Annotated in this window: 20 protein-coding genes and 1 tRNA gene; 16 read left to right on the top strand and 5 right to left on the bottom strand. The window is 38.8% G+C overall.

Translation table 11 applies throughout. The annotated features are described in order from the left end of the window. The first annotated feature begins 168 nt into the window (after nt 1-168). The 3 genes from pbpC to murJ all read left to right on the top strand — a co-directional run bounded on the left by pbpC (nt 169) and on the right by murJ (nt 4474). On the top strand, nt 169-2304 hold the full coding sequence (pbpC, locus tag ACPF7B_RS05800) for a penicillin-binding protein 1C (RefSeq protein WP_490504894.1): 2136 nt from the start codon (nt 169-171) through the stop codon (nt 2302-2304). A 74-nt stretch (nt 2305-2378) separates the two neighbouring features. Then, entirely contained in the window at nt 2379-2738 is a 360-nt protein-coding gene (locus tag ACPF7B_RS05795; RefSeq protein ID WP_490504893.1) for a YajD family HNH nuclease, read from the top strand. Between the two features lie 158 nt (nt 2739-2896). Continuing rightward, on the top strand, nt 2897-4474 hold the full coding sequence (murJ, locus tag ACPF7B_RS05790; RefSeq protein ID WP_490504892.1) for a murein biosynthesis integral membrane protein MurJ: 1578 nt from the start codon (nt 2897-2899) through the stop codon (nt 4472-4474). 38 nt (nt 4475-4512) lie between these two features. Here the strand turns inward: murJ and rarD are convergent, their stop codons facing one another. Then, complete coding sequence (rarD, locus tag ACPF7B_RS05785) at nt 4513-5439, bottom strand: EamA family transporter RarD (RefSeq protein WP_490504891.1); 927 nt, start codon at nt 5437-5439, stop codon at nt 4513-4515. A 215-nt stretch (nt 5440-5654) separates the two neighbouring features. Here rarD and kdsA point away from each other — a divergent pair, with 215 nt between their 5' ends. Beyond that, nucleotides 5655-6500, top strand: coding sequence for a 3-deoxy-8-phosphooctulonate synthase (gene kdsA / locus ACPF7B_RS05780; protein ID WP_490506504.1), 846 nt, complete (start codon nt 5655-5657; stop codon nt 6498-6500). 87 nt (nt 6501-6587) lie between these two features. Continuing rightward, nucleotides 6588-7016 carry a hypothetical protein gene (locus ACPF7B_RS05775; RefSeq protein WP_490504890.1) on the top strand — a complete coding sequence of 143 codons (429 nt, stop codon included), beginning with the start codon at nt 6588-6590 and terminating at the stop codon, nt 7014-7016. A gap of 141 nt (nt 7017-7157) precedes the next feature. Here ACPF7B_RS05775 and ACPF7B_RS05770 read toward each other — a convergent pair whose 3' ends face one another. Next, a complete protein-coding gene (locus ACPF7B_RS05770; protein WP_490504889.1) occupies nt 7158-8972 on the bottom strand; it encodes an aminopeptidase P family protein in 1815 nt (604 codons plus the stop codon). A gap of 444 nt (nt 8973-9416) precedes the next feature. On the opposite strand from ACPF7B_RS05770, the gene thrC reads away from it, so the two are divergent. From thrC to ACPF7B_RS05755, 3 genes are all read left to right on the top strand, one after another. Then, on the top strand, nt 9417-10820 hold the full coding sequence (thrC, locus tag ACPF7B_RS05765; RefSeq protein WP_490504888.1) for a threonine synthase: 1404 nt from the start codon (nt 9417-9419) through the stop codon (nt 10818-10820). Between the two features lie 15 nt (nt 10821-10835). Continuing rightward, a complete protein-coding gene (gene serA / locus ACPF7B_RS05760; RefSeq protein ID WP_490504887.1) occupies nt 10836-12071 on the top strand; it encodes a phosphoglycerate dehydrogenase in 1236 nt (411 codons plus the stop codon). A 134-nt stretch (nt 12072-12205) separates the two neighbouring features. Then, complete coding sequence (locus tag ACPF7B_RS05755; RefSeq protein WP_490504886.1) at nt 12206-12811, top strand: DUF2058 family protein; 606 nt, start codon at nt 12206-12208, stop codon at nt 12809-12811. A 110-nt stretch (nt 12812-12921) separates the two neighbouring features. On the opposite strand, the gene ACPF7B_RS05750 is transcribed toward ACPF7B_RS05755, so the two are convergent. Next, the gene (locus ACPF7B_RS05750; protein WP_490504885.1) at nt 12922-13062 is read right to left on the bottom strand and encodes a hypothetical protein; all 141 of its coding nucleotides are present in this window, start codon (nt 13060-13062) and stop codon (nt 12922-12924) included. A gap of 345 nt (nt 13063-13407) precedes the next feature. Beyond that, nucleotides 13408-13483: transfer RNA gene (locus tag ACPF7B_RS05745), tRNA-Phe, on the bottom strand. A 136-nt stretch (nt 13484-13619) separates the two neighbouring features. Between ACPF7B_RS05745 and ACPF7B_RS05740 the strand changes: the two genes are divergently transcribed. Both ACPF7B_RS05740 and lnt read left to right on the top strand, forming a co-directional pair. Continuing rightward, nucleotides 13620-14870 (top strand): serine hydrolase, encoded by a 1251-nt coding sequence (locus tag ACPF7B_RS05740; protein WP_490504884.1) that lies wholly within the window; start codon nt 13620-13622, stop codon nt 14868-14870. Continuing rightward, nucleotides 14870-16447: an apolipoprotein N-acyltransferase gene (lnt, locus tag ACPF7B_RS05735; protein WP_490504883.1), complete on the top strand. Its 1578-nt coding sequence runs from the start codon at nt 14870-14872 to the stop codon at nt 16445-16447. The genes ACPF7B_RS05740 and lnt overlap by 1 nt, the downstream gene beginning before the upstream one ends. Nucleotides 16448-16533: 86 nt before the next feature. On the opposite strand, the gene ACPF7B_RS05730 is transcribed toward lnt, so the two are convergent. Next, complete coding sequence (locus ACPF7B_RS05730; RefSeq protein WP_490504882.1) at nt 16534-16887, bottom strand: DUF2069 domain-containing protein; 354 nt, start codon at nt 16885-16887, stop codon at nt 16534-16536. Nucleotides 16888-16949: 62 nt separating this feature from the next. Between ACPF7B_RS05730 and mutM the strand changes: the two genes are divergently transcribed. From mutM to murC, 6 genes are all read left to right on the top strand, one after another. Beyond that, complete coding sequence (gene mutM / locus ACPF7B_RS05725; RefSeq protein ID WP_490504881.1) at nt 16950-17759, top strand: bifunctional DNA-formamidopyrimidine glycosylase/DNA-(apurinic or apyrimidinic site) lyase; 810 nt, start codon at nt 16950-16952, stop codon at nt 17757-17759. A 210-nt stretch (nt 17760-17969) separates the two neighbouring features. After that, nucleotides 17970-18305 (top strand): ribosome hibernation-promoting factor, HPF/YfiA family, encoded by a 336-nt coding sequence (hpf, locus tag ACPF7B_RS05720; protein WP_490504880.1) that lies wholly within the window; start codon nt 17970-17972, stop codon nt 18303-18305. A gap of 165 nt (nt 18306-18470) precedes the next feature. Beyond that, the gene (gene murD, locus ACPF7B_RS05715; RefSeq protein WP_490504879.1) at nt 18471-19835 is read left to right on the top strand and encodes a UDP-N-acetylmuramoyl-L-alanine--D-glutamate ligase; all 1365 of its coding nucleotides are present in this window, start codon (nt 18471-18473) and stop codon (nt 19833-19835) included. An 82-nt stretch (nt 19836-19917) separates the two neighbouring features. Further along, a complete protein-coding gene (gene ftsW, locus ACPF7B_RS05710; protein WP_490504878.1) occupies nt 19918-21129 on the top strand; it encodes a putative lipid II flippase FtsW in 1212 nt (403 codons plus the stop codon). Next, nucleotides 21126-22196, top strand: coding sequence for an undecaprenyldiphospho-muramoylpentapeptide beta-N-acetylglucosaminyltransferase (murG, locus tag ACPF7B_RS05705; RefSeq protein ID WP_490504877.1), 1071 nt, complete (start codon nt 21126-21128; stop codon nt 22194-22196). The genes ftsW and murG overlap by 4 nt, the downstream gene beginning before the upstream one ends. Next, nucleotides 22193-23611: a UDP-N-acetylmuramate--L-alanine ligase gene (gene murC / locus ACPF7B_RS05700; RefSeq protein ID WP_490504876.1), complete on the top strand. Its 1419-nt coding sequence runs from the start codon at nt 22193-22195 to the stop codon at nt 23609-23611. The genes murG and murC overlap by 4 nt, the downstream gene beginning before the upstream one ends. Nucleotide 23612: the final 1 nt, after the last annotated feature.

Below are 23612 nucleotides of genomic sequence, written 5' to 3'. Positions count from 1 at the left end.
TTAATTATGCCTAAATCTATTATTTCTTGTCATTTATAATACGATGAAAACCATTATTATCATAACTGTCGATAGAATCTTGTAAAAATGCCATTAATGCCCAAAAAAATTCTTTTATTGATACTTAAATACGTATTTGGTAGCGGTATTTTGCTAGCAGTGATTTTTATGATTGCGAACGATTTATCGCCTTTAGAAGAACCTGATATCGAAGTCTCAACAGTAGTATTGGCAAAAGATGGGGAAGTGCTTCGGCAGTTTTCAGATGAGAATGGTGTTTTTCGGCAATGGATAACCTTAGAGGAATTATCACCAGATTATTTGCAAACACTTTTGGTATATGAAGATCAATATTTCTATCAACACTTTGGAGTAAATCCTTTGGCATCGTTTCGTGCCTTGTGGCAGTGGATTCGTCATGGAGTTATTGTTTCGGGAAGTTCGACTTTAACAATGCAGGTCTCAAGACTGCTTTATCCTCATCCTCGCACGATTTGGGGAAAAGTCACGCAAATATTTCGAGCATTGCAATTGGAACTTCGTTACACAAAAGAAGAGATTCTAACACTCTATATCAATCTTGCTCCGATGGGAGGCAATATCGAAGGTGTTGGCGCAGCAAGTCAGCGTTATTTTTCTAAAAAAACAAGCGAGCTTAATTTAGCAGAAAGTGCGCTTTTAGTTGTCATTCCCCAGCGTCCAAGTATCTACCGCCCTGATAGGCATCTTGAAAACGCGACAAAAGCACGAAATAAAGTCCTAAAAAGATTAGTGGATAAAGGGATGATTAGCGAAGAGACATACCAGATTGCACAAGAAAATAGTGTGCGTTATGAGCCCAGTAGAACGCCTGTTTATGCGCCGTTGCTTGCGGAGCGATTACGTAAAGAGTTTCCTGCACAGCACAGAATACATTCGACGATTGATTATCGATTGCAGCGGGATTTAGAAAACTTTTTACGCAAGGAGAGTTACTCGTTTCCCGATGATGTATTATCTGGTGCGATTTTGGTGCTCGATAACCAAACCCATGAAGTACGAGCGTATATTGGTTCAGTAGATATGTTTGACCAATCGCGCGCAGGATTTGTAGATATGGTGCAAGCGATACGTTCACCAGGATCAACACTAAAACCATTTGCTTATGGTATGGCGCTCGATTATGGCATTATTCATGAAGCGAGCTTATTAACTGATGTGCCACGGTCATTTAATGGATATGAGCCTCAAAATTTTGATCGACAGTTTCGCGGGCGCGTACCCATGTATCGAGCATTACAACAATCACTAAATGTGCCGGTTGTGCAGGTCTTTCAGCATTTAACGCCGCTCTATTTTACTAAAAAGATGCGTGATGCCGGCGTAAAAATAGAGATCGAAGAACCAACGATTAGTATGATCCTCGGTGGGCTTGGTATTACATTAGAGGAACAAGTACGACTTTTTTCAAGTTTTGCCAACAATGGTCGCCTCTATCCGCTTCGATATGTACTCGAGGATATAGAAGAAGCACCCCAAGAAGCAGATACGCCGACATCGATCTTATCGTCGGATGCGAATTGGGTGATTACGAAAAATCTTCGATCCGTCCATCCTCCTAATCGTTTAAATAGTCGAAAAATTGCTTGGAAAACGGGAACAAGTTATGGCTATCGAGATGGATGGGCAATGGGGGTTAGCCCTGATTGGACTGTTGGCGTTTGGATTGGGCGAGCAGATGGCTCGCCAAATGTTGGGATTTTAGCTGGCGATATTGCGGCGCCGATGTTGTTTGATATTTTTGGATTCCTACCAAAAGATCGACGCCGATTTGAAAAGCCTTTGTCTATGGCTGAAGAGGATATTTGTTGGCCATCAGGTCGGAAAAGAGTGCAAGTGCCGGCGAATGAATGTTTACAAACCTTTAGAATAGAGCCTGTGGCAGGGAAAGTGCCGGGTACATTATTTGATGCCGAAGGTGAAATTCCTCATAAAGGTTGGCCTAAATTATTGAGCGATGAGGCAATTTATTTTAATCAATTAAAACGATCCTTTCGAGAAAAGCCGGTGCTTAAGGATGAATACTTTTTCAATGGATTAAAAATTATAACTCTGAGTGATGAGAGTATTCTCTTTCGATCTGATTTTCAGCTCGAGCTTCAAGCTCGCGGGAGAGCACCTTTTAGATGGTACTTAGATGGACGTTTATTGCCGGATAATTATCTTAATCTGATGGCTATCGATATTGGTCTTCATCGTTTGAGTGTGCAGGATGAACAGGGGAATAGTGATCAAATTCAATTTGAATTACGCTCACTTGATTAGTGGGTGGGTTGTTGATTGAAGAATTTCTATAAGATCGCTATGATGAATTGATGGACATATTGGAGATTACGGTAATGACAAATTCTTCTTCACGATTAGATGAAATTATTGCACAAACCCATCAAAATCGACGAAAACGAGAGCAAGGATATCGCGAACAGGCGTTAAAGATGTATCCATGGATTTGTGGACGCTGTCAGCGGGAGTTTGACCATCGTAATTTGCGAGAATTAACAGTTCATCATCGCGATCATAATCATGATAATAATCCAGCAGATGGGAGTAACTGGGAATTTCTTTGCCTTTATTGCCATGATAATGAGCATCAGCGCTTCGAAGAAGCCTATAACAATGCTACTAAAAATACCGATGGGAAAACAGCTATTGCAACACATAATCCTTTTGCTGATCTAGCAAAGATGATGAAGAAGTAAGTGGAAAAAATTATAGATCGTTATAGACCGCTCTAAATTGATTTATAACGATAATTGTCGGTATCAAACCTCGCAGATCAAATATTTTCTCGAGGTTTTTTTATGTTCCTAGAGAAAGGAGTATAATCAAGGAGCGCGAATTTAGCTTGAAGGAAATTATGAAGCAATCACTTTTTCGATCTCTCTTTACCGTTAGTGGGTTTACTTTTCTCTCTCGAGTAATGGGATTGATTCGTGATATCGTCTTTGCAAGCTTCTTCGGAGCTACTGCCGCAATGGACGCGTTTAGCGTTGCATTTCGTATTCCTAATCTATTTCGCCGTTTTTTTGGGGAAGGCGCATTTAATCAGGCATTTGTTCCTGTTTTTAGTGAATATCGTTTAGAAAAGAGTAAGGCAGAGCTTAAACTCTTTTTAGCACAGATCAGTGGTTCTCTTGGAATGATCTTGTTATTGATTACTGTTCTCGGTGTCATCTTCTCATCGGAAATGGTTGTGCTTTTTGCATCAGGATTTATCTATGAACCTGAAAAATTCGCTTTGACACAAGATCTACTCCGCTTGATGTTGCCGTACCTATTTTTTATCTGTATGACGGCGATGTATAGCAGCGTTTTAAATGCGTTGAATAAGTTTGCAATTCCTGCGGCAATCCCTATTTTGCTAAACCTTTTTTTAATGGCTGGCGCCTTAATGAGTGGTTTATTTGCAGAGCCGATACTCGCTTTGGGGTATGCAGTGTTTTTGGCAGGTATTGCACAGCTATTAGTGCTTTTTTATGCGGTTAAGCGTGAAGGGTTAATTTCAAGACCGCGTATTAAATTTTCCGCTCCCGGCGTAAAACGGGTGATGATTTTGATGGTGCCGGCATTGATTGGTTCATCGAGTAGTCAGATTAATATCTTAATTAATACTCAGCTTGCCTCTCGTTTAGAAACTGGCAGTATTACTTGGCTCTATTATTCAGATCGTTTAGTGGAGTTTGCCATTGGTACATTTGCAGTTGCTTTAGGAACTGTTATTTTACCTCGATTATCAGAACTGAATACAAAAGGGGATTATCAAAATCTCGGAAAAACGATTGATTGGGGCATTCAGCTCTCCTTAATTCTTGGCATTCCGGCAATGCTTGGGCTGATATTTCTTGCTGAACCTCTCTTGGCGATTCTCTTTATGCGTGGCGAATTTTATGCAACGGATGTTGTGATGGCAGGAAAAAGCTTAATGACCTATGCGATTAGCATCCCTGCATTTTTTATTATTCGCATCTTAGCGCCGGTCTATTTCGCGCGTCAAAACACTAAAACACCGATGTACTTTAGTCTTATTGCGATTGGTGTGAATATTCTTTTGCAGTTTATTTTAGTGAAATATTATCAACACGCAGGACTAGCACTTTCATCGTCCATCGCCGCATGGGTTAATGCATTATTACTAGCAGTTGGATTAGTAGTGATGAATATTCACCATTTTAGAGGAATGTTTGTACGTCGAATATTAGCATTAGTGCCGGCAAATATTGTTTTGATTGTATTATTACTTTGGATTCAGAGTTTTGATTATTTTTGGTTTATGGGTGCCGTTATTTTAAAACTCCCACTTATGTTGATTGCTATTTTAGTGACGGTAATTCTCTACTTTGGGGTACTGCATCTGTCAGGTTTTTCGTTATCACGTTTAAAAGGTCCGCTTGTGAAGATGGATCGTGCTAAATCTAAGAAGGACTTACAAAATTAAGCACTAAAATCGATAGTAACACCGAAACGAAATAATGACTATTTCGCTGTTTGAAGTCTTTGATGTTTTTTATTAGATCGCATTCGATAGACTTCACTTGTAATGTAAATCATGACCGAAACCCAAACAATTGCAAAACCGAATAGGCGCATGCCGGAAAAGGATTCGTTAAAGATTAGAAGGCCGGAGAGAAACTGCAATGTTGGGGAGACATATTGTAAAATTCCTACAATCGAGAGCGGAATATATTTCGCCCCTTTTGCAAACAATAGTAAAGGAATAGTTGTAGCAGCGCCCGATAAAATAAGCACTAAAAAAGGCAGGGTTTCGAGCTCTGTAAAAATTAAAGTGCCTTTTTGATGAGCAATCGTCAAATAGATAATGGTAAAAGGGCTCATAAAGAGGGTTTCTAGAAATAATCCTGGGAGGGGGGGTAATGAAGCGATCTTTTTAATCGCGCCATAAAATCCAAAGGAGAATGCTAAAAGAAGCGCAATAAAAGGGAAGTTGCCACCTAAAATAGCTAGCCAAACGATACCTAAAGACGCGATGGCGATGGCGATATATTGAGTTTTTGTCAGTGATTCTTTAAAAAGCACTCTTCCTAGAAAGATCGATACAAGTGGATTGATATAGTAACCAAGACTTGCTTCTAGCACCTGTTTGCTACTAATAGCATACAGATATACAGACCAATTGAGAAAGAGGAAGAATGAGGAACCAATAAAGGTAATGATAACCTTTCGATTGGTAAATGCCGCTCGTAAAAGCTGTCGATCCTCTTTCCGAAAGCAAAGAATAATAGCGATGAATAAAAGCGCCCAGCCAATTCGTTGAGCCATCAGCTGTAATGCATCAATGCCTGCTAGCGGATACCAATAAATCGGAAAAAATCCCCAAATCACATAGCAGCTTAACGTGAGTAGGACACCGGTTCGATAATTATTGGAGGTATTGGTATTCATAACAGATTACTTTAATAGCGAGAGATATTCGGGTAGTGTAGCAGGAAAAATGTCTATTTTTGTGAAAATAGTGATGGTTTAACAAGTGTCTTTTCCGGTAAATAGAGGAGCTAAGACAATACAGATGATCCTATTTGAGGTAGAATAAGAAAAATTTTAGGAATGCGAGTAGCTTTTCCCTTATTTAAATTAACAGCGAATTAAACAGTAAGGAGCTGACAGTGGTAAAGATTCAGAATATTTCCGTTGATAACCATCAACCATTTGTTCTATTTGGCGGAATTAATGTCTTGGAAGATTTAGAAAGTACATTAAAAGCGTGTGAGGCCTATGTAAAGGTAACTAGTTCTTTGAATATTCCTTTAGTTTTTAAGGGGTCATTTGATAAGGCGAATCGTTCATCAATTTTCTCTTATCGTGGTGTTGGTTTAGAAGAAGGAATGCGTATTTTTGAAGCGGTAAAAAATGAATTTGGTGTCCCTATAATTACCGATGTTCATGAACCTTATCAAGCAAAAATTGTGGCAGAAGTTGCGGATGTTCTCCAGTTACCTGCTTTTCTCGCAAGACAGACAGATCTAGTTGTAGCGTTAGCAGAGACAGGCCGTGTAATTAATGTGAAAAAACCACAATTCTTAAGTCCTTCGCAAATGTTGAATATCGTGGAGAAGTTTAAAGAGGCAGGTAATGAACAAGTCATCCTATGTGAACGTGGCAGCTGCTTTGGATACGATAATCTTGTAGTGGATATGCTTGGCTTTGGCGTTATGAAAAAGGTTTGTCACGATGCGCCGGTTATTTTTGATGTAACGCATTCTTTGCAACAACGTAATTCATTAGAGAAAGCATCTGGCGGCCGCCGTGAGCAGGTATTAGAGCTTGCGCTTTCAGGAATGGCAACAGGTTTAGCAGGATTGTTTTTAGAATCGCATGCAAATCCGGATGAAGCAAAATGTGATGGTCCGAGTGCATTACCATTAAATTTATTAAAACCATTTTTAGAACGAGTTAAAGCGGTCGATGATTTAGTGAAGTCGTTTACACCATTAGCGATTCGATAAAATTTAACTTATTGAAAATAATCAATATTTCAAAAGTAGATCTAGAAACGTATTTGTTTCTAGATTTTTTTATTAACAGGAGTCTTTATGGGAACAAATCAAATATTTACCGTCAAGAGTCGTGCAAAAACGAATTTTGGATTAGTGATGCTTTTTATGATCGTCTTAGCTGTGGTGATCGAATCCCTTTTTGTTGCACGAGTTCCAAGTTTACTCTTTATACTGATGGGTGTTTTTTTCTATGTAACATCGATTTCAACTGCCATATTGAGTTCGGAAAGCTTAACGGTAAAACCAATTTTAGGGCGTGCTCGGGAGTTTAAGTTTGCCGATGGAACCTTTTCCATTAAGGATCAAACTGGGGTTCTTGCAATGGTGACATATGCAAAGTCAGATGCAAAGAATCTTCTCTTTACCAAAATGGGTGGAAAGCCTGTAATGGTTTTAAATGGGCTTTATGATAATGATGATATCATTGCGATTTATGAGGCGATCAATAAAATGCAATCAGTATAAGTGTGTTATTTGAGTTTTTCCAAAAAAAATCTGAATGCTCTAAGCGATTCAGATTTTTTTATAGGTTTTAGATATTGTTTATCCGAATTCTATTCTCTTGAGTAGGCAAAATAGTGAGTAGAAATCGAATAGTTTTACACATTAGCCAATTTCTGCAGTGCGAACTTTCAACCACTCAAGTACTTCTGGACGAGTAATTTTTGGGGAAAGCTCTTGATAAACGCGTTTATGATAACGGTTGAGCCATTCAATCTCTTTTGTGTCGAGTAGCGATAGATCCATTAAGCGTTGATCAATCGGGAAAAGTGTTAATGTTTCAAAGTACATATAACGTCCAAATTGTGTCTCTTTAGGATTTTTTAATGGCATTGCCGCTACAAGATTTTCAATACGAATTCCCCACTCACCCTCACGATAGAGTCCCGGTTCAATCGAAGTAATCATCCCTTTTTTAACATTCATTTGGCTCGACACCGGTGCCCTGAATGAGAGAACTTGCGGACCTTCATGGACATTCATAAAATAGCCAACACCGTGACCGGTTCCATGCCCATAATCAAGTTGATTTTCCCATAATGGTCGGCGAGCAATCGCGTCTAAAAAGGGCATTGCAATATTTTCAGGGAAGATAGTTTCACTCATGACGATCAATGATTTGAGGACAATCGTGAAATCACGTTTCTGTGCAGCTGTTGGTGTACCAATAGGAATTACGCGGGTAATATCTGTGGTTCCATTTTGGTATTGAGCACCTGAATCAATGAGTAAAAGTCCATCGCCAGAGACAGTTGCATGATCTTCATTGGTTGCGCGATAGTGAGGAAGCGCTCCATTTGCATTAAAGCCCGCAATCGTATCAAAACTTAAATCCACATAGTTTGGACGTGCTGAGCGCTCTTTTAAGAGCATATCTGCAACATCGAGTTCGGTCAGTTTTTCACCTCTGGCAAGTCGTGCTTCGAAGTCGGTATAGAAATTCGCCATTGCAACACCATCTTCGCGCATTGCTTCTTGGATGTTTGTAATATCAGCATCACTTTTTTGAGCCTTAAGAAGCGTGCTTGGGTTTGGTAGATAAAGTACATCAATATTCTCATCAATTGCTTCAAGCGTTGCATAAGTATTACGCTTCTCATCGATCATAATACTTTTGTCTTCGGGGATGTTTAGCACTTCATCGTAGTAAGCATCATATGGGAAAACGGTGATCTTATGTTCGCCAAGATATTTTTTAACTTCGGAAGTGATTTTACGCTCATCGATAAAGAGGGTAACAGATGATTGTGTAATCATTAAGAAGGCTAAAAAGACAGGGTTGTAGGTTACATCTTGTCCGCGAAGATTTGTGATCCAAGCAATATCATCAAGGGTTGAAACAAGGTGTACATCAGCCCCTATGGATTGCATTGCGGCACGAATTTTAGCAATTTTTTCGCTTGCAGATTCCGATATAAATTTTGGATCATGGATATAGAGTGATTCGCATGGAAGCGCAGCCCGGTCTTTCATAATATTGGAAAATGGATCAAACTCTGTTGTAAGTTCAATATTGCTTTCCGCTAATGTTTCAAAAAGATCTACGAAGTTTTCGATAGAGATCGTGTCGCCTAAAACTGCAACACGACTATTTTCAGCAAGATTATCTTGTAAAAATTGCGTATAAGAAGGTGTTGAGCCGTCACCAAGTTTCATTAATGTCACATTTGAGCCTTGAAGCTCTTTGGCCGCTTGTACCCAATAGCGACTATCTGCCCAAAGATACGCTTTATCTTTGAGAATCACTAAAGAGCCAGCAGATCCTGTAAATCCAGAAAAATATTCCCGAAGTTTCCAATGATCAGGAAGATATTCAGAAAGATGAGGATCGGCACTTAAAATTAACCATGCATCAACTTTTTCTTTGCTCATCTGTTTTTGTAATGCAGCGAGGCGAGCACTGATAATATTTTGACTCATAATTGTATCCTTTTTATTAGCTTTAATGATTCTGAATGCATCTCAATAAACGTGTTGTGATTGTGTGGCAAATACACTCGTCTCTATTAATGCATATTTTTTAATATGTGAGGAGAATATGATACCGCTTGTTGTAGAGGAATACTCTTTTTCCTTTTAAAAAAGGTGGAAGATTACGCTATTATCGATATAAGGCCTGCTATGAAGATCGTGTTTATGACTTAAATGAGAGTTATTAACATATTGAGATGAGTTACCGAGAATATTCTTGGCTTAAATGTCGTAAAAGGAATTTTTCACTGTTATTTTATGATAGTTTATTAATAATACGTTTTAAGACAAAAATTTTAAAAAATTGTCATCGACTCGTAGAGAAAAAACAGTAAAGTTTCGGTATGATGAAATACTCTTTCACTCAGCACATTTAGTAGGCAAAATTAAAGAATGAAATATATCAGTACACGTGGGGGCGATACGCCAAAATCTTTTTGTGATGTGGTTTTAGAAGGGCTTTGCCGTGATGGTGGCCTTTCGATGCCGGAGACAATTCCGAGTATTAGCACAGAAACTCTTGAAAAATGGCGTAAGCTTACGACATACAGTGAGTTAGCGGTTGAAGTAATGTCACTCTTTGCAACCGATATTCCAAAGGATGATCTTCAAAAATTGTGCGAAAACGCGTATAACAGTGAAAATTTTGCTGTCGACAGCATTATTACTGAGCGTTCAATTGGTAAGAATGTGAAAGTACTTGGGCTTTCAGAAGGCCCAACATTTGCATTTAAAGATATGGCGATGCAGTTTTTGGGGCAGCTGTTTCCTTATGTGCTCGAAAAGAAAGATCGTACACTTAATATTGTCGGTGCAACCTCGGGAGATACAGGATCAAGTGCGATTCATGCTATGAAGGGCAGACCGCGTATTAATGTCTTTATGCTGAGTCCCTATAATCGAATGAGTGCATTCCAAACGGCACAAATGTATTCCGTACAAGATCCTAATATCTACAATATTGCCGTAGAAGGTGTTTTCGATGATTGCCAAGATCTTGTTAAATCACTTAATAATGATATTGAGTTTAAAGAGAAATATCATTTAGGAGCTGTAAACTCCATCAATTTTGCGCGTATTTTGGCGCAGATGGTTTATTACTTTAGGGGTTATTTTATGACGACAGCATCAAATAATGAAAAAATCGATGTTGTGATTCCGTCAGGGAATTTTGGGAATATCTTTGCCGGTATTATGGCACGCAAAATGGGGTTGCCGATTCATCGGCTTATTTTAGCGACGAATGAAAATAACGTTTTAAACGAATTCTTTAAAACCGGTGTCTATAAACCACGTACTTCTAAAGATGTTCACTTAACATCAAGTCCATCAATGGATATTGCAAAAGCAAGTAACTTTGAGCGCTTCATTTACCTTATTGCAGGTGCTGAAAAGACGAAATCGCTTTGGAAGGAAATCGATGAGAAAGGGTATTTTGATTTAACAAATGATTCATTATGGAATGAACGTCAATCGTGGGATATTGAGTCAGGCGAGAGTCATCATCAAGATCGAATTGCAACGATTCAGAAAGTTTATAATGAATCTGATGAGTTAATTGATCCGCATACTGCAGATGGTGTTTTTGTGGGGAGTCATTATTTAGATAATCATACACAGGTTTGCTTAGAAACAGCTAAACCTATTAAGTTCTATGAAACAATTAAGCAAGCGGTGACTGACGCACCGTTTGATGTTGCGGTGGTAGAAGCGATTGAATCTCTGCCGCAGAAAAAAGAGGTGATGGCGAATGATGCCGCACTTTTACGTCAATTTATTGAAGCTGCTTTAAACTAAGGAATACGATATATCATGAAAAAAACATCATTTCCAAAAGACGAGATGAAGGTTGTTCTACTAGAAGGCATTCATCAAGATGCCATTGATTATTTTAAACGTGCAGGCTATACCAATTTAGAGATTCACTCAACAGCGCTTGAAGGTGAGGCATTGGTAGAAGCATTAAAAGATGCTTATCTTGTTGGGATTCGTTCCCGTACACAATTGACGGAAGAGGTACTCAGCCAAGCATCTCGATTAATGGCAATAGGTTGCTTCTGTATCGGGACAAATCAGGTTGACTTAGAAGCCGCAAAACATCGTGCAATTCCAGTATTTAATGCACCATATTCCAATACTCGTTCTGTGGCGGAACTTGTGATTGCTGAGATGATTATGCTGAAACGCGGGATTGCTTATAAAAACTATGCTTGCCATCAAGGTGGTTGGGTAAAATCAGCGAAAGATTCGTATGAAGTGCGTGGTAAGACGCTTGGGATTGTGGGATATGGTCATATCGGAACGCAAGTTGGGATTATTGCTGAAAGTTTAGGTATGCATGTTATTTTTTATGATGTTGAGTCTAAATTATCACTTGGAAATGCCCATCAAGTAGAGACTTTAGATGAATTATTAGCCCAAGCGGATATAGTGACACTCCATGTTCCGCAAGCTGATTCAACGAAAAATCTTATGAGCCGTGCGCGTATTGAGAAGATGAAGCCTGGGGCAGTATTGATCAATGCATCGCGTGGAACAGTGGTAGATATCGATGCACTTGCAGATAATATCAAAAATGAGCATCTTTCAGGTGCTGCAATCGATGTGTTTCCCGTTGAGCCTAAATCGAATAAAGAGGAGTTTCAATCACCACTTCGTGAGCTGCAAAATGTCATTTTAACGCCCCATATCGGTGGTTCTACATTAGAGGCGCAACAAAATATTGGTATTGAAGTTGCTTCAAAATTGGTTCTCTATTCTGATAATGGTTCAACGATTTCAGCGGTAAACTTCCCAGAAGTAATGTTGCCAAAACAGCCCGGAAGTCATCGTATTTTGCATGTTCATGAAAATACGCCGGGTATCTTACGTGCTGTGAATGAATTAGTGTCAAACCTCGATCTCAATATCAATGCTCAGTATCTACAAACGCTTGGAGAAGTAGGATATGTGGTATTGGATGTTTCAGGGAAAGAAGAGAATGCTATGCAGTTACAAAATGATATGAAAGAGATTAAAGGAACCTTGAAGTGTCGAATTCTCTATTAATTTTGTAAATTTTGATGGGTTATTGAAAATTTATAAATATAATGGACTTATAGTATGGCTGTAAGTCCATTTTTTGTTGAAATTCATAATTTCGATCATAGATTGATGAAAACATGCAATAAAGAGAGATAAAAATGTCACTACGAGATCAATTAGTAAAGGCTGGATTAGTATCCAAAGAGAAAGCAAAAACGGTTCAGAAAGAGCAGTCAAAGCGGAAATTTCAAGCGCATCGTGATAAAGGTTTGAAAGCGGAGATTGAGTCTGAAAAAGCTCGGACACAGGAAGAGATCCGTGCGTATGATGAAGCGAAGAAAGCGATGGATCGAGAGAAAAATCAGGCCATTTTAGATCAACAAGAGAAAAATCGCGCAAGAAGTGAAATGCGCGATCTTATCGATCGTGAACGTGTTAATAAAGAAAAAGGCGAAGCACGATTCAACTTTAGTCATGATGGTAAGAAAATTCGCTCCGTCTTTGTCACTGATCAGCAACATAAAGATCTCAGTGATGGCAAATTAATAATTTGTCGTAATGATCGTGATGGCTTTGATTACCCGATATTACCCGTAACATTTAAAGAGCGTATTCATCATCTTGAAGAGAAATTGGGTGAGAAGATTTTTTACTATCTCTCTTCTGCAATGACAGAAGGAGATGCGGAAGATGAATGGGCTGCATGGGATGCGTATGAGGCTTCTTTAAAGCAAGATCCTGCTAAAAAAAGTAGTAAGGATTAGGTTTTAATTGATTGAGCAAATATTTAAACGCCCTTCAAACAACTTTGAAGGGCGTTTGTATAGTTCTTTAATTTTTTTTAAACATTTGTGATATAGAAGTTTATTTAATATTATTTGCTATTTCTGCTACGCTCTTCTTTACTTTTTTTTGCAAAGAACCATGTTAAAAAGCCGAGCATGCAGATCATAAACACAACTCCAAGCCCAACAATGACGACAAAGTATGGGTCAGCGCCGATTAGTTTCATCATAGAATATTTCCTTCTTTGTTATCAAGATGAGTAACTTTAAAAACACATATTCAATATAAATATACTATTCCATAAAAAAATTTAATTATCTATAAGATTGGCAGAATAGTTGAGGTTGCTTGATGCGTGTCAAGTTCGAGAATTTGAGGAATGATGTGTTTAATAAGAAATAATCAATATTTACCTAAGTTTCACTGAATTCGGTCAATAAATTTGAACATGAAGGGTGTCGATCGAATGGAAAATGAGTTATAGCGAATTAATAGTGTTTGATTAAGCGTTATGTCAAAAACTTAGCATAAATAAAAACACCTAATAACTTAAAGTCATTAGGTGTTTAATAAGTGGTGGCTCGAGGCAGAATCGAACTGCCGACACGCGGATTTTCAATCCGCTGCTCTACCAACTGAGCTATCAAGCCGTTGCTGATGTAGGGTATTAAACAGCATTCTTATCTTTTCGTCAAGGATATTAATTGGTTTATTATTGCGCAATAGATGCTAGTGCTTGATATTAACGGTTAAACTTAACGAAATTTTTTTAAAAAAGGTATTTTGATGGCACCCTTTGAGCATGTTGAAAGTCTTATAAATTGTTCTTTGAGGCAAGGATTTCCCGGTGGTCAGCTGATAGTGGAGCAAAATAATGCCGTAATTTATGAGCGAAACTTTGGTTCGGTCGTTTTAACGGACGTAGATATTGAAAAAAACAATCATATAAGAGAGGGGAAATGTACAGAGACGTTAGAAATGGAGTTTGCGTTAAAGGTGAGGAGGGGGGCGGATGTTACAGCAGAAACATTATTCGATATTGCCTCATTAACTAAAATTTTTGCAGTAACCTATCTTTTTCAACATTACGTTATGACTGACCCTCATCTTCTAGAGCGTACTGTCGGGGAATTTTTTCAAACGTCTTTCTCTTCGAAGTTGAGAGCGAATATTTTAAATGATGTATGGAAAATAACCATTAAGGAGTTACTCGCTCATCATGCAGGATTTGAGTCTAATCCGCTTTTTTATGATCCTCATTATAGTGAATTACTTTATTGTCAAAATAGAGCTTCTTTTTTAGAGAAATTATTACAAGCACCTAAGATTTATCCATCAGGACAGAAAGGGCTCTATTCAGATGTGGATTTTATGCTCTTAACCTTTATTTTAGAGAGATACAAAGATGAAAGTCTCGCATCTCAGCTTTCAAATGTTTTTTGGAAGCCGCTTGGATTAACGCATATTACCTACACACCTTTAACTCATGGATTTTCTAAGAACGATATTGCAGCAACAGAGCGCAAAGGAAATAGTCGAGATGGTATTATTAATTTTCCTAATATGCGCCAAGAAATGGTTCAGGGCCTAGTTCAAGATGAAAAAGCGTTTCATTGTATGGATGGTATTTCAGGACATTCGGGACTTTTTAGTAATGCCAAAACTTTATTGGGATTATTTCGATTAATGTATGTCGATAATGAATTTTTTAGTCGAGAGGTTGGGCAATATTTTCGAACGCCTCCTTTTACAGATAAAACATTTGGGCTCGGTTGGCGTTTAAATGGGGAAGATATGCGCTATATGTTTGGAGACTTTGCTGGGCAAGCGAGCTTTGGACATACCGGTTGGACAGGATGTCTTGCAACTCATGATCCAAAAAATGAGCTCACAATCGTTTATTTAACGAATCGAAAAAACACGCCATTAATACAACCTTCTGAAAATATGAATCTTTTTTACGGAGATAGATTGCCGGCAGGGAAATATATTAATATGATTCATGCTATCTATCAGGATTTAGGAATTCATTACTAATGATTCAATCACGCTTATTACAACTTCTTCTCGCGCTTTTGCTTGGCGCTACAATGCCATTGAGTTTTGCACCGTTTAATTTGGCGTTTCTAGCGCCTTTTTCATTAGCTTTTCTATTAGTGCTTGCCTATCAGCAAACAGCTAGAAGAGCGGCCCTTTTAGGGCTTTTATTTGGTTTTGGAATGTTTTCTTGGGGTGTTTGGTGGGTTCGCATCAGTCTTATTGAATTTGGAGGAGCGCCGCTTCTGTTGGGTGCTTTATTGGCGCTTCTGTTAGCATTTTATTTATCGCTTTATTATGCTGTTTTACTCTATCTAGCAACTAAAATCCAATGGCGAAATCCTCTCAAATATGGAGTTTTTTTCCCTATAACCGCTGTACTTTTAGAGTATCTCCGAGGAGAACTTCTTTCCGGTTTTCCTTGGCTTGCACTGGGGTATTCTCTAACAGACTTGCCTATTGCATCTTGGCTTTTTCCTCAAATGGGAGCGTTGATGACAAGTTTTTGGGTTTATTGGTTTGCAGGGCTTCTTTTTATGATGTGGAAAATTCTTTTTATCCAAAAGGGAAATACTACCGGAAAATTCTTTTTACGGCGCCTAGTTCCTAGTTTTTCTTTATTAATACTTGTAGGGGGAGCAGTTGGGATTTCTGCTCACTGGATTGCAGATAGAATCCACACAACGCACTCATCATTTCCAGTAGCGTTGGTGCAGGGAAATATTCCGCAAGAACTTAAATTTAGTGCAACTCAATACCAATATATTGTCGATACCTATACTCATTTGACAGATGAAGTTACGCAAAATGTTGAGTTGGTGATTTGGCCAGAGACCGCGATTCCCGATCTTTACGAGCGAGAGTTAGATATTGCAAATTATGCAAAAAATATTGCTCAAAAAGAAGAAACAATAATAATGACGGGTATATTTTCAAGTGATGGGCGGTCGATTCGTAATTCTATTGTGACTTATAGTCAAGAGGGACAAAAGGGGGATCAACGTTACGATAAAGTGCATTTAGTACCTTTCGGAGAATATTTGCCATTTCGGAGTTTACTCAACATCTTTAATGGTATTATCGAAATCCCTTATTCTGATCTAGTACAAGGAGCAGATAGACAAGCACCTTTAAAAGTGAATACAGGATCATTTGAGTCAGATATCTACGTAGGTCCTTCAATTTGTTATGAAGCGGTATTTGGTGATGAATTACGTTATCAAGGTAAAAATGCAAATTTTCTAGTAAATGTGAGCAATGATGCGTGGTTTGGGGATTCAATTGGCCCGTGGCAGCATTTTCAGATTGCGCGGGCTCGTGCAATTGAATTGCAACGAGAGATGGCTCGTGCTACGAACAATGGGATTACAGCGTTTATTGCTAAAAATGGTGCTGTAAAAGCGATTTTGCCACAGTTTCAGCAAGGAGTGTTAGTCGCTGATATTACGCCATTATCAGGGCAAACTGGATATAGTAAACTCGGCGATTTTTCTTGGGTAATATTTTTTGGTCTACTGTTGTTGATCGCGTATGGGGAGCATTGTTTTTGGTTAAAACGACATTCTCGACTGCGTTAATAGAAAAAATTCCGTTTTAAAAAAATGCAGCGCTTTTTAAAGTTCTGCATTTTTTGTGGATCGGAAAATTTTTTTACGTTCGTAAGTTACTCTCTAAAAGGTAATGGAGAATAACGAGCATAAAGAATGCAACTGACAAAAAGCAGAATCGTTAACAAAAAGTAGATGCTACTAATGGAATGATGACCAGAAACCCAGATATCGGTCGCAGCAATCAGATAGAAAAGTGATAAAAAGCTTGTCCATGCATGAGTGTATCGTCGAGCTCTTAGTAATCCGCGAGCGGGAAATACAAGGGGCATTAAAAGACCAATAATTAAAAAAATTCGTGGTTGATCGGGATAGATTTTGTTCGTCACAATACAGAAAATCGTAAAGAAAAAGAGAGCAAAATAAGCGAAGAGAGTGCTTATTCTTGAAATAGAAACAATCGACCGCATATTAGAATAAATCCTTACGAAACAAAAAAAGACATCTTAACATGAAACAAGGAAGATAAAACATGCCAGAATTACCAGAAGTTGAAACTGTCCGTGCTGGAATATCTCCCCATGTTATCGGCAAAAAAGTGCGTGGAATTGAGATTCGTAATGACAAGCTTCGTTATCCTGTGACGAAAGAAGTGGAAAAACTATTTGGTGAAACTATCGAATCTGTTGAGCGGCGCGCAAAATATCTGATTTTACATACGCCTAAGTATAAATTATTGATCCACTTAGGAATGTCGGGTGCTATTCGAGTGGTTGAGGATGAGTTTGATCTTAAAAAACATGACCATTTTCTTCTGCAAATAGCAGGTGATAAAGTCCTTGTTTATAATGATCCACGCCGTTTTGGGTTTATTTTACTTTATGGAAAGGATCAGAAAATCCCATTTTTAGAGAAGCTTGCGCCGGAGCCTCTAAGTGATGATTTTAATGTGGAGTACCTATTTCCAAAATTACAGGGGCGAACGCGACCGATTAAAACCTTATTAATGGATCAGGCGTTTGTAGTGGGTGTTGGTAATATTTATGCTAATGAATCCCTTTTTATGGCGGGTATTCATCCAGAGAGACCCGCGAACAATGTGAATAAAAAAGAGCTCAGTCGGCTTGTTGAGGCTATTAAAGAAGTGTTGCAACGTGCCATTTTGCAAGGAGGAACAACCTTAAAAGATTTCTCAACACCCGATGGTTCACCAGGATATTTTGCACAAGATCTTATGGTTTATGGACAAAAAGGACAGAAATGTGTTGTATGTGAAACGGAGATAGAGCGTATAGTTCTTACTAATCGGGCAACCTATTTTTGTCCAAAATGCCAGTCATAATGGGTGTAATCAGAGCTTTTTTATAAATTGAAAGGAAGTTTGATTTAAGTATGTTTTTTGTACGTAAAAAGTACCTCTTTCCCTCAAAAGGTGATAGGGTGGAAGTAGAAAGATTCTTGAATAGTCTGATGAAATCATGAATGGCTTGAGAGTTCTCTCGCAGTCTTTTTTGAATAAATTCATAATTAATAATCGATGAAGGAGACTAATATGAATGTTAATTTAACAGGTCAAGGTTTAGAGTTAACTGATGGACTTCATGCACGCGTTGATGAGAAGTTTGCATTTTTAGATCGTTATAGTGAGCATATTACCTCCGCTCACGTTGTTTTAACTATTAAAGATAAGCAACAAACAGCTGAAGCGACTTTAATGATCGCGAAAGGTAAAGATATCCATGTTAATGCAACAACAGAAGATATGTATCAGTCGATCGATGAGCTCGCCGGAAAAATTGAGCGTCAATTAGTGAAACAGAAAGATAAAGCATTAACATCTGAGCGTAAGCAGGGGCATGACTTACGGCGTGAAGAGATTGAAGAATAAATTTTATTGTTGGTAAGTGATTTATCGATAGAATATTGAGTATAACCCCGTTTTTTGACGGGGTTTCTTTTTCTTCTCAGGCTTTCAGCGTATGATAATGAGAACTTTATTCATGTAATAAATGTTTTTGTACTGCTATTTTTTGCTCTATTTAAAGGTTATTTTATGTTTGCTCAAGACTCAAAACACCTCGTTATTGGATTTGGAATTACCGGTCTTTCAATCGTGAAAGCATTGTCCAAAATTGGCGTTGGTGAAATTTGGGCAATGGACTCGCGGAAAACACCACCGAATCATGATGAAATATTGTCATTGTGTGATGAAATTGAGACAGGGCGATTTAATACCTATCTATTAGATAATTGCGATTATCTCTGGGTGAGTCCCGGTGTTGCAATCGCGACGCCAGAATTACAATCATGTATTGCACGCTTACCGAAAGATCATGTTGGTGGCGATATTGAACTTTTTGCGCGTTTAGTTCGTGAAAATATTATTGCCATTACTGGTACTAACGGAAAGAGTACTGTAACAACATTAGTTGGTGAGATATTTAAAGAATCTCCTTACGACCTCTATGTCGGTGGAAATTTAGGTACGCCAGCGTTAGACTTATGGATTAATTATTCCGAGCGACCGAAAACCGATGAACGAGAGGCACTTTTTGTGTTGGAACTTTCAAGTTTCCAACTAGAAACAACCTATTCACTAAAAGCTGATGTTGGTGTTTTACTCAATTTATCACCGGACCATCTAGATCGTTATCGAGATTATCAACACTATATTGAGTCAAAATTCCGCCTTTTTGCTCAATCGGAAACGGTGATTGTTCCCACAAATGTACCGGAAATTGAAAATGCTCTACGAGATCCTCTGTTTAAAGGTTATTCAGAATGTAGTCGATTCTCTTTAATGCAACAACCTCAAAGTGATTATTGGGCAAATCTCGAAGCGAAAACGATACAAAGCCGTACCGGAGAATCGGTTAGTTATACGGGCAGTATTCTCGGAGGACAGCATAATATTTTGAACATTGTTGCTGCTACTGCTATTGCAGAAACTTTCGGATTGGATTTGGCGGATATTGAAGCAGGAATTATACGTTATAGACCTTTAGCGCACCGTTGTGTCCGCGTAAGAACAATAGAAGGTGTTGATTATTTTAATGATTCAAAAGCCACAAATATTTCATCTACTGAAGCTGCGATTTTAGGTTTTCCGGAGCGTAAATGGCTGATCTTAGGAGGTGTCACAAAAGGGCAGGATTTCTCTGTCTTGCCAACATTGCTCAAAAACAATGTTGCCGGTGTTGCCTTAATTGGTGTCGATTATTCAACAATCTTGGCACATATCCCTAAAGAGATGCCGATTTTTGAATGTAAAACTTTAGAGAATGCGCTTAATACACTGCACGAAAAGACGCAATCAGGGGATATTGTCCTATTTTCGCCAGCTTGTGCAAGTTTTGATCAGTTTAAAGGATTTGAACATCGAGGAGAGGTTTTTGAGTCCTTAGTAAATGAGCTCTAATCTCGGTAATAAAGGTTCATAATTCATAATGATATGTACGGAGATTGTGTTACAATTTTTGCCGTATTGACAAAATTCAGGTGTGCTTTTGAAAAATTCTCCTCTACCAACAAAAATAAGACTAGATCCTTGGCTCGTTGTAACGACCTCGTTTTTTTTATTGCTCGGTTTTTTAATGGTGACAACCTCATCGGGGTATATCGCAGAATATTATGGGCTTTCACCGTATCATTACGGTATTCGCCAAGCTTCGTACATTCTTGTCGGTGGCTTTCTTGGATGGGTCGCTTTTAAGATTAGCCTGGAAACGTGGTACCGATTAACGCCTGTATTGATGATTTTCACCATTATTGCTTTGATATTAGTGCTAATACCGGGGATAGGGCGAGAAGTAAATGGTTCTTTGCGGTGGATTCCGATTGCCTTTTTTAACTTTCAGCCTGCAGAGTTAGCAAAATTTGCGGCGCTTTTTTATGTTGCTTCCTACCTCCATCGCCATAAAAAAAGTATTGCTGAACGAATTTCAGCGCTCTTTATCCCTCTTGTTGTTATGGGTTTTTTAGGTGTTTTGCTGCTTCTAGAACCAGATTTCGGATCGACAGCAATTATCTTTGTTGTGGGATTAGGTCTGCTCTTTATTGCTGGCGTTAGCCTTTGGCGATTTGCGCTCGTGTTGGTTCCTACCATTGTGCTTATGGTGATTATTCTTTTTACCTCGCCATATCGGCGCGCGCGTCTATCAGGATTCTTAAACCCCTGGGAAGATGTCTACAATCAAGGTTATCAGTTAGCAAATTCATGGATCGCAATTGGTCGAGGAAAATTAGCTGGCGTCGGGATTGGTGAGAGCATGTCAAAGCTCGGTTATCTACCAGAAGCGCATACGGATTTTATTTTTTCAATTTATGCAGAAGAATTTGGCTTTTTCGGGGTAGTCTTTTTAGTCTTTCTCTATATGATGTTCTTCTGGCGCGCTTTTGATCTAGGAGCTAAAGCGGAAGAAATAAATAAAAGTTTTGCTGCATATATTGCTTATGGTATGGGGCTGTGGGTCGGTACGCAAGCCTTGATTCACATGGGCGTTACTTCCGGTTTATTGCCTACAAAAGGGTTGACGTTACCGCTAATAAGTTATGGTGGCTCCAGTATTGTGACAATGTTGATTGGCGTTGGTGTTCTCTTTAATGTCGATCACTATGTAAAATCAATGCGAATACAGCAATACCAGAAAGAGAGACAGGCAGATGCTGAAAAAGAGTTAGCTCAATCGAATATTAAGGTAGCAAGAAAATGAGTAAAAATTGGCGAAACATTGTCATTATGGCCGGTGGAACCGGTGGACATATCTTTCCAGGACTTGCCGTTGCCAAAGCGCTAGAAGAGAAAGGATATTCAATCTATTGGCTTGGTGCAAATGGATTAGAAACAAAACTCGTTCCACAACATGGCTATCCTCTTCATTCCCTGGCGATTAAGGGGTTGAGAGGGAATGGCATTAAAGGTTGGTTAATGCTCCCTTTTAAGTTGGGTCGCGCTGTACAAGAAGCTAAACGTTTTTTAAGAGAGATTAATCCTGTTTGTGTTGTAGGGTTTGGTGGATTTGCTGCCGGTCCTGGAGGAATTGCTGCTAAATTACTCAAGATTCCCATAGTGATTCATGAGCAAAATGCTGTGCCTGGCCTCGTTAATCGAGTGCTGGCACGAATGAGTCGGAAAAATTTGGCAGCATTTAATACTTTGCTTCCTCATTCTGAGGTTGTTGGTAATCCTATTCGACAAGAGTTGTTGGCGATTCCGGATTTTAAAGAACGTTATCTTTCAAGAGGGGATCAGCCACTTCGACTGTTAATTGTCGGTGGTTCGCAAGGTGCGCGAATTTTAAATGAATTAATGTTGGCATTTTCACAAACTGAGTTGGCTCGTTCGTTTGAAGTATGGCATCAAACAGGACAATCGTTTTTTGACCAACATTGTGATGATGTATCATTCAATACAGATCGTTATCATTTATCGCCTTTTATTGATGATATGGTAACAGCTTATAGTTGGGCAGATTTAGTGATTTGCCGAGCAGGAGCGCTAACGGTATCGGAAATACTTGCTGTTAATGTGGCGAGTTGTTTTATTCCTTTTGCGAAAGCTGTTGATGATCATCAAACAAAAAATGCACAAGCAGTTGCCGATATTGGTGCTGCTTTTCTATTCTCTGAGTCAGAGATATCACAGCCTGTTTTAGCTGATTTATTGCGAGATTTTACGCGAGAGAAAGCTATGGAAATGGCGAGTAAAACAGAAATTTTAGCAAAGCCCGAGGCAACGAATCAGATTGTGTCGGAAATTGAAAAGGTCATAGAATCATGAATCAAAAAAGTTATATTTGTCCTTCCGATATGCGCCGCATAGAGAGAATTCATTTTGTTGGAATCGGTGGATCTGGGATGTGCGGAATCGCTGAAGTTTTACTGAATTTAGGTTATGAGGTAACCGGTTCGGATATCGCTTCATCATCAGTAGTTGAACACTTGATTGATCTAGGTGCATTAGTTTGGATTGGTCATCAAAAAGAACACGTTTTAGGTGCTGATGTGGTTGTTACTTCAACAGCGGTTAAACCGGATAATCCTGAGGTAATTAGTGCAAAAGAAGCACGTATTCCAATTATTCAGCGAGCGCAAATGCTCGGGGAACTGATGCGTTTTCGTTACGGGATTGCCGTTGCCGGAACTCATGGAAAAACAACAACAACAAGTCTGTTAGCATCGATTTTAGATGAAGCGGGACTTGATCCTACTTATGTGATCGGCGGTCGTTTAAATAGCTCGAATGTAAATGCGCGTTTAGGGCTAGGGCAGTATCTTGTAGCAGAAGCTGATGAATCGGATGCATCCTTTTTAAATCTGCATCCGATGTCGGCCATTATTACTAATATCGATCAAGATCATATGAGTACTTATGGTGGAGATATTGAGAATCTAAGGAAAACGTTTGTTGATTTTCTGCATTTATTACCATTTTACGGTTTAGCTGTACTCTGTGTTGATAATGAAGAAGTGGCGAATTTAATCCCTCGTATTCATCGCCCAATTTTGACCTATGGGGAGAAAGAGGGTGCTGATTATCAGTTGCTTCGTTATGAATCCAAAGGGATGAAGACCTGTTTTGAGGTAAAAATGCCTAATGGTATTAGTGAGTTTACAGTCGCCTTACCGGGAAAGCATAGTGTTCTCAATAGCTTAGCTGCCATTGCAATTGCAAATGATCTAGGTGTGCCTCATCCAGCGATTCGCCGAGCACTTCGTCGTTTTAAAGGAATTGGTCGGCGTTTTCAATTTCATCCATCTGTAAGCCTTAAATCCGGGGGAGTTGTTGAAGTGATGGAAGATTACGGTCACCATCCAACTGAGATTAGGGCCGTATATGATGCCCTTACAACAGCATATCCTAATCGTCGTATTGTTGTAGCTTTTCAGCCACATCGCTATTCGCGAACAGCAGAGTTATACCAAGAGTTTATCGATGTCTTATCACAAATTGATCATGTATTACTAACAGATATCTATTCTGTACGAGAGCCAGAGATTCCAGGTATTAGTGGTGAACAATTAGCGGCGGATATTGCCAGTGCCGGTGGTAATAATATTATTTTTGTGGGAGGAATCGATCAAATTCGTACCAAATATGCTGAAATGGCAGAAAATGGTGATTTAATTGTGATGATGGGTGCTGGTAATATTGGTGGTATCGCTGCAAACTTCTATAAAGGTGGAGCGCTTTAAT

It is taken from the genome of Ignatzschineria sp. 22MB058224, from assembly GCF_058188435.1.
The sequence above is the reverse complement of the archived record's forward strand: the minus strand, read 5'-3'. Positions and strand labels throughout refer to the sequence as shown.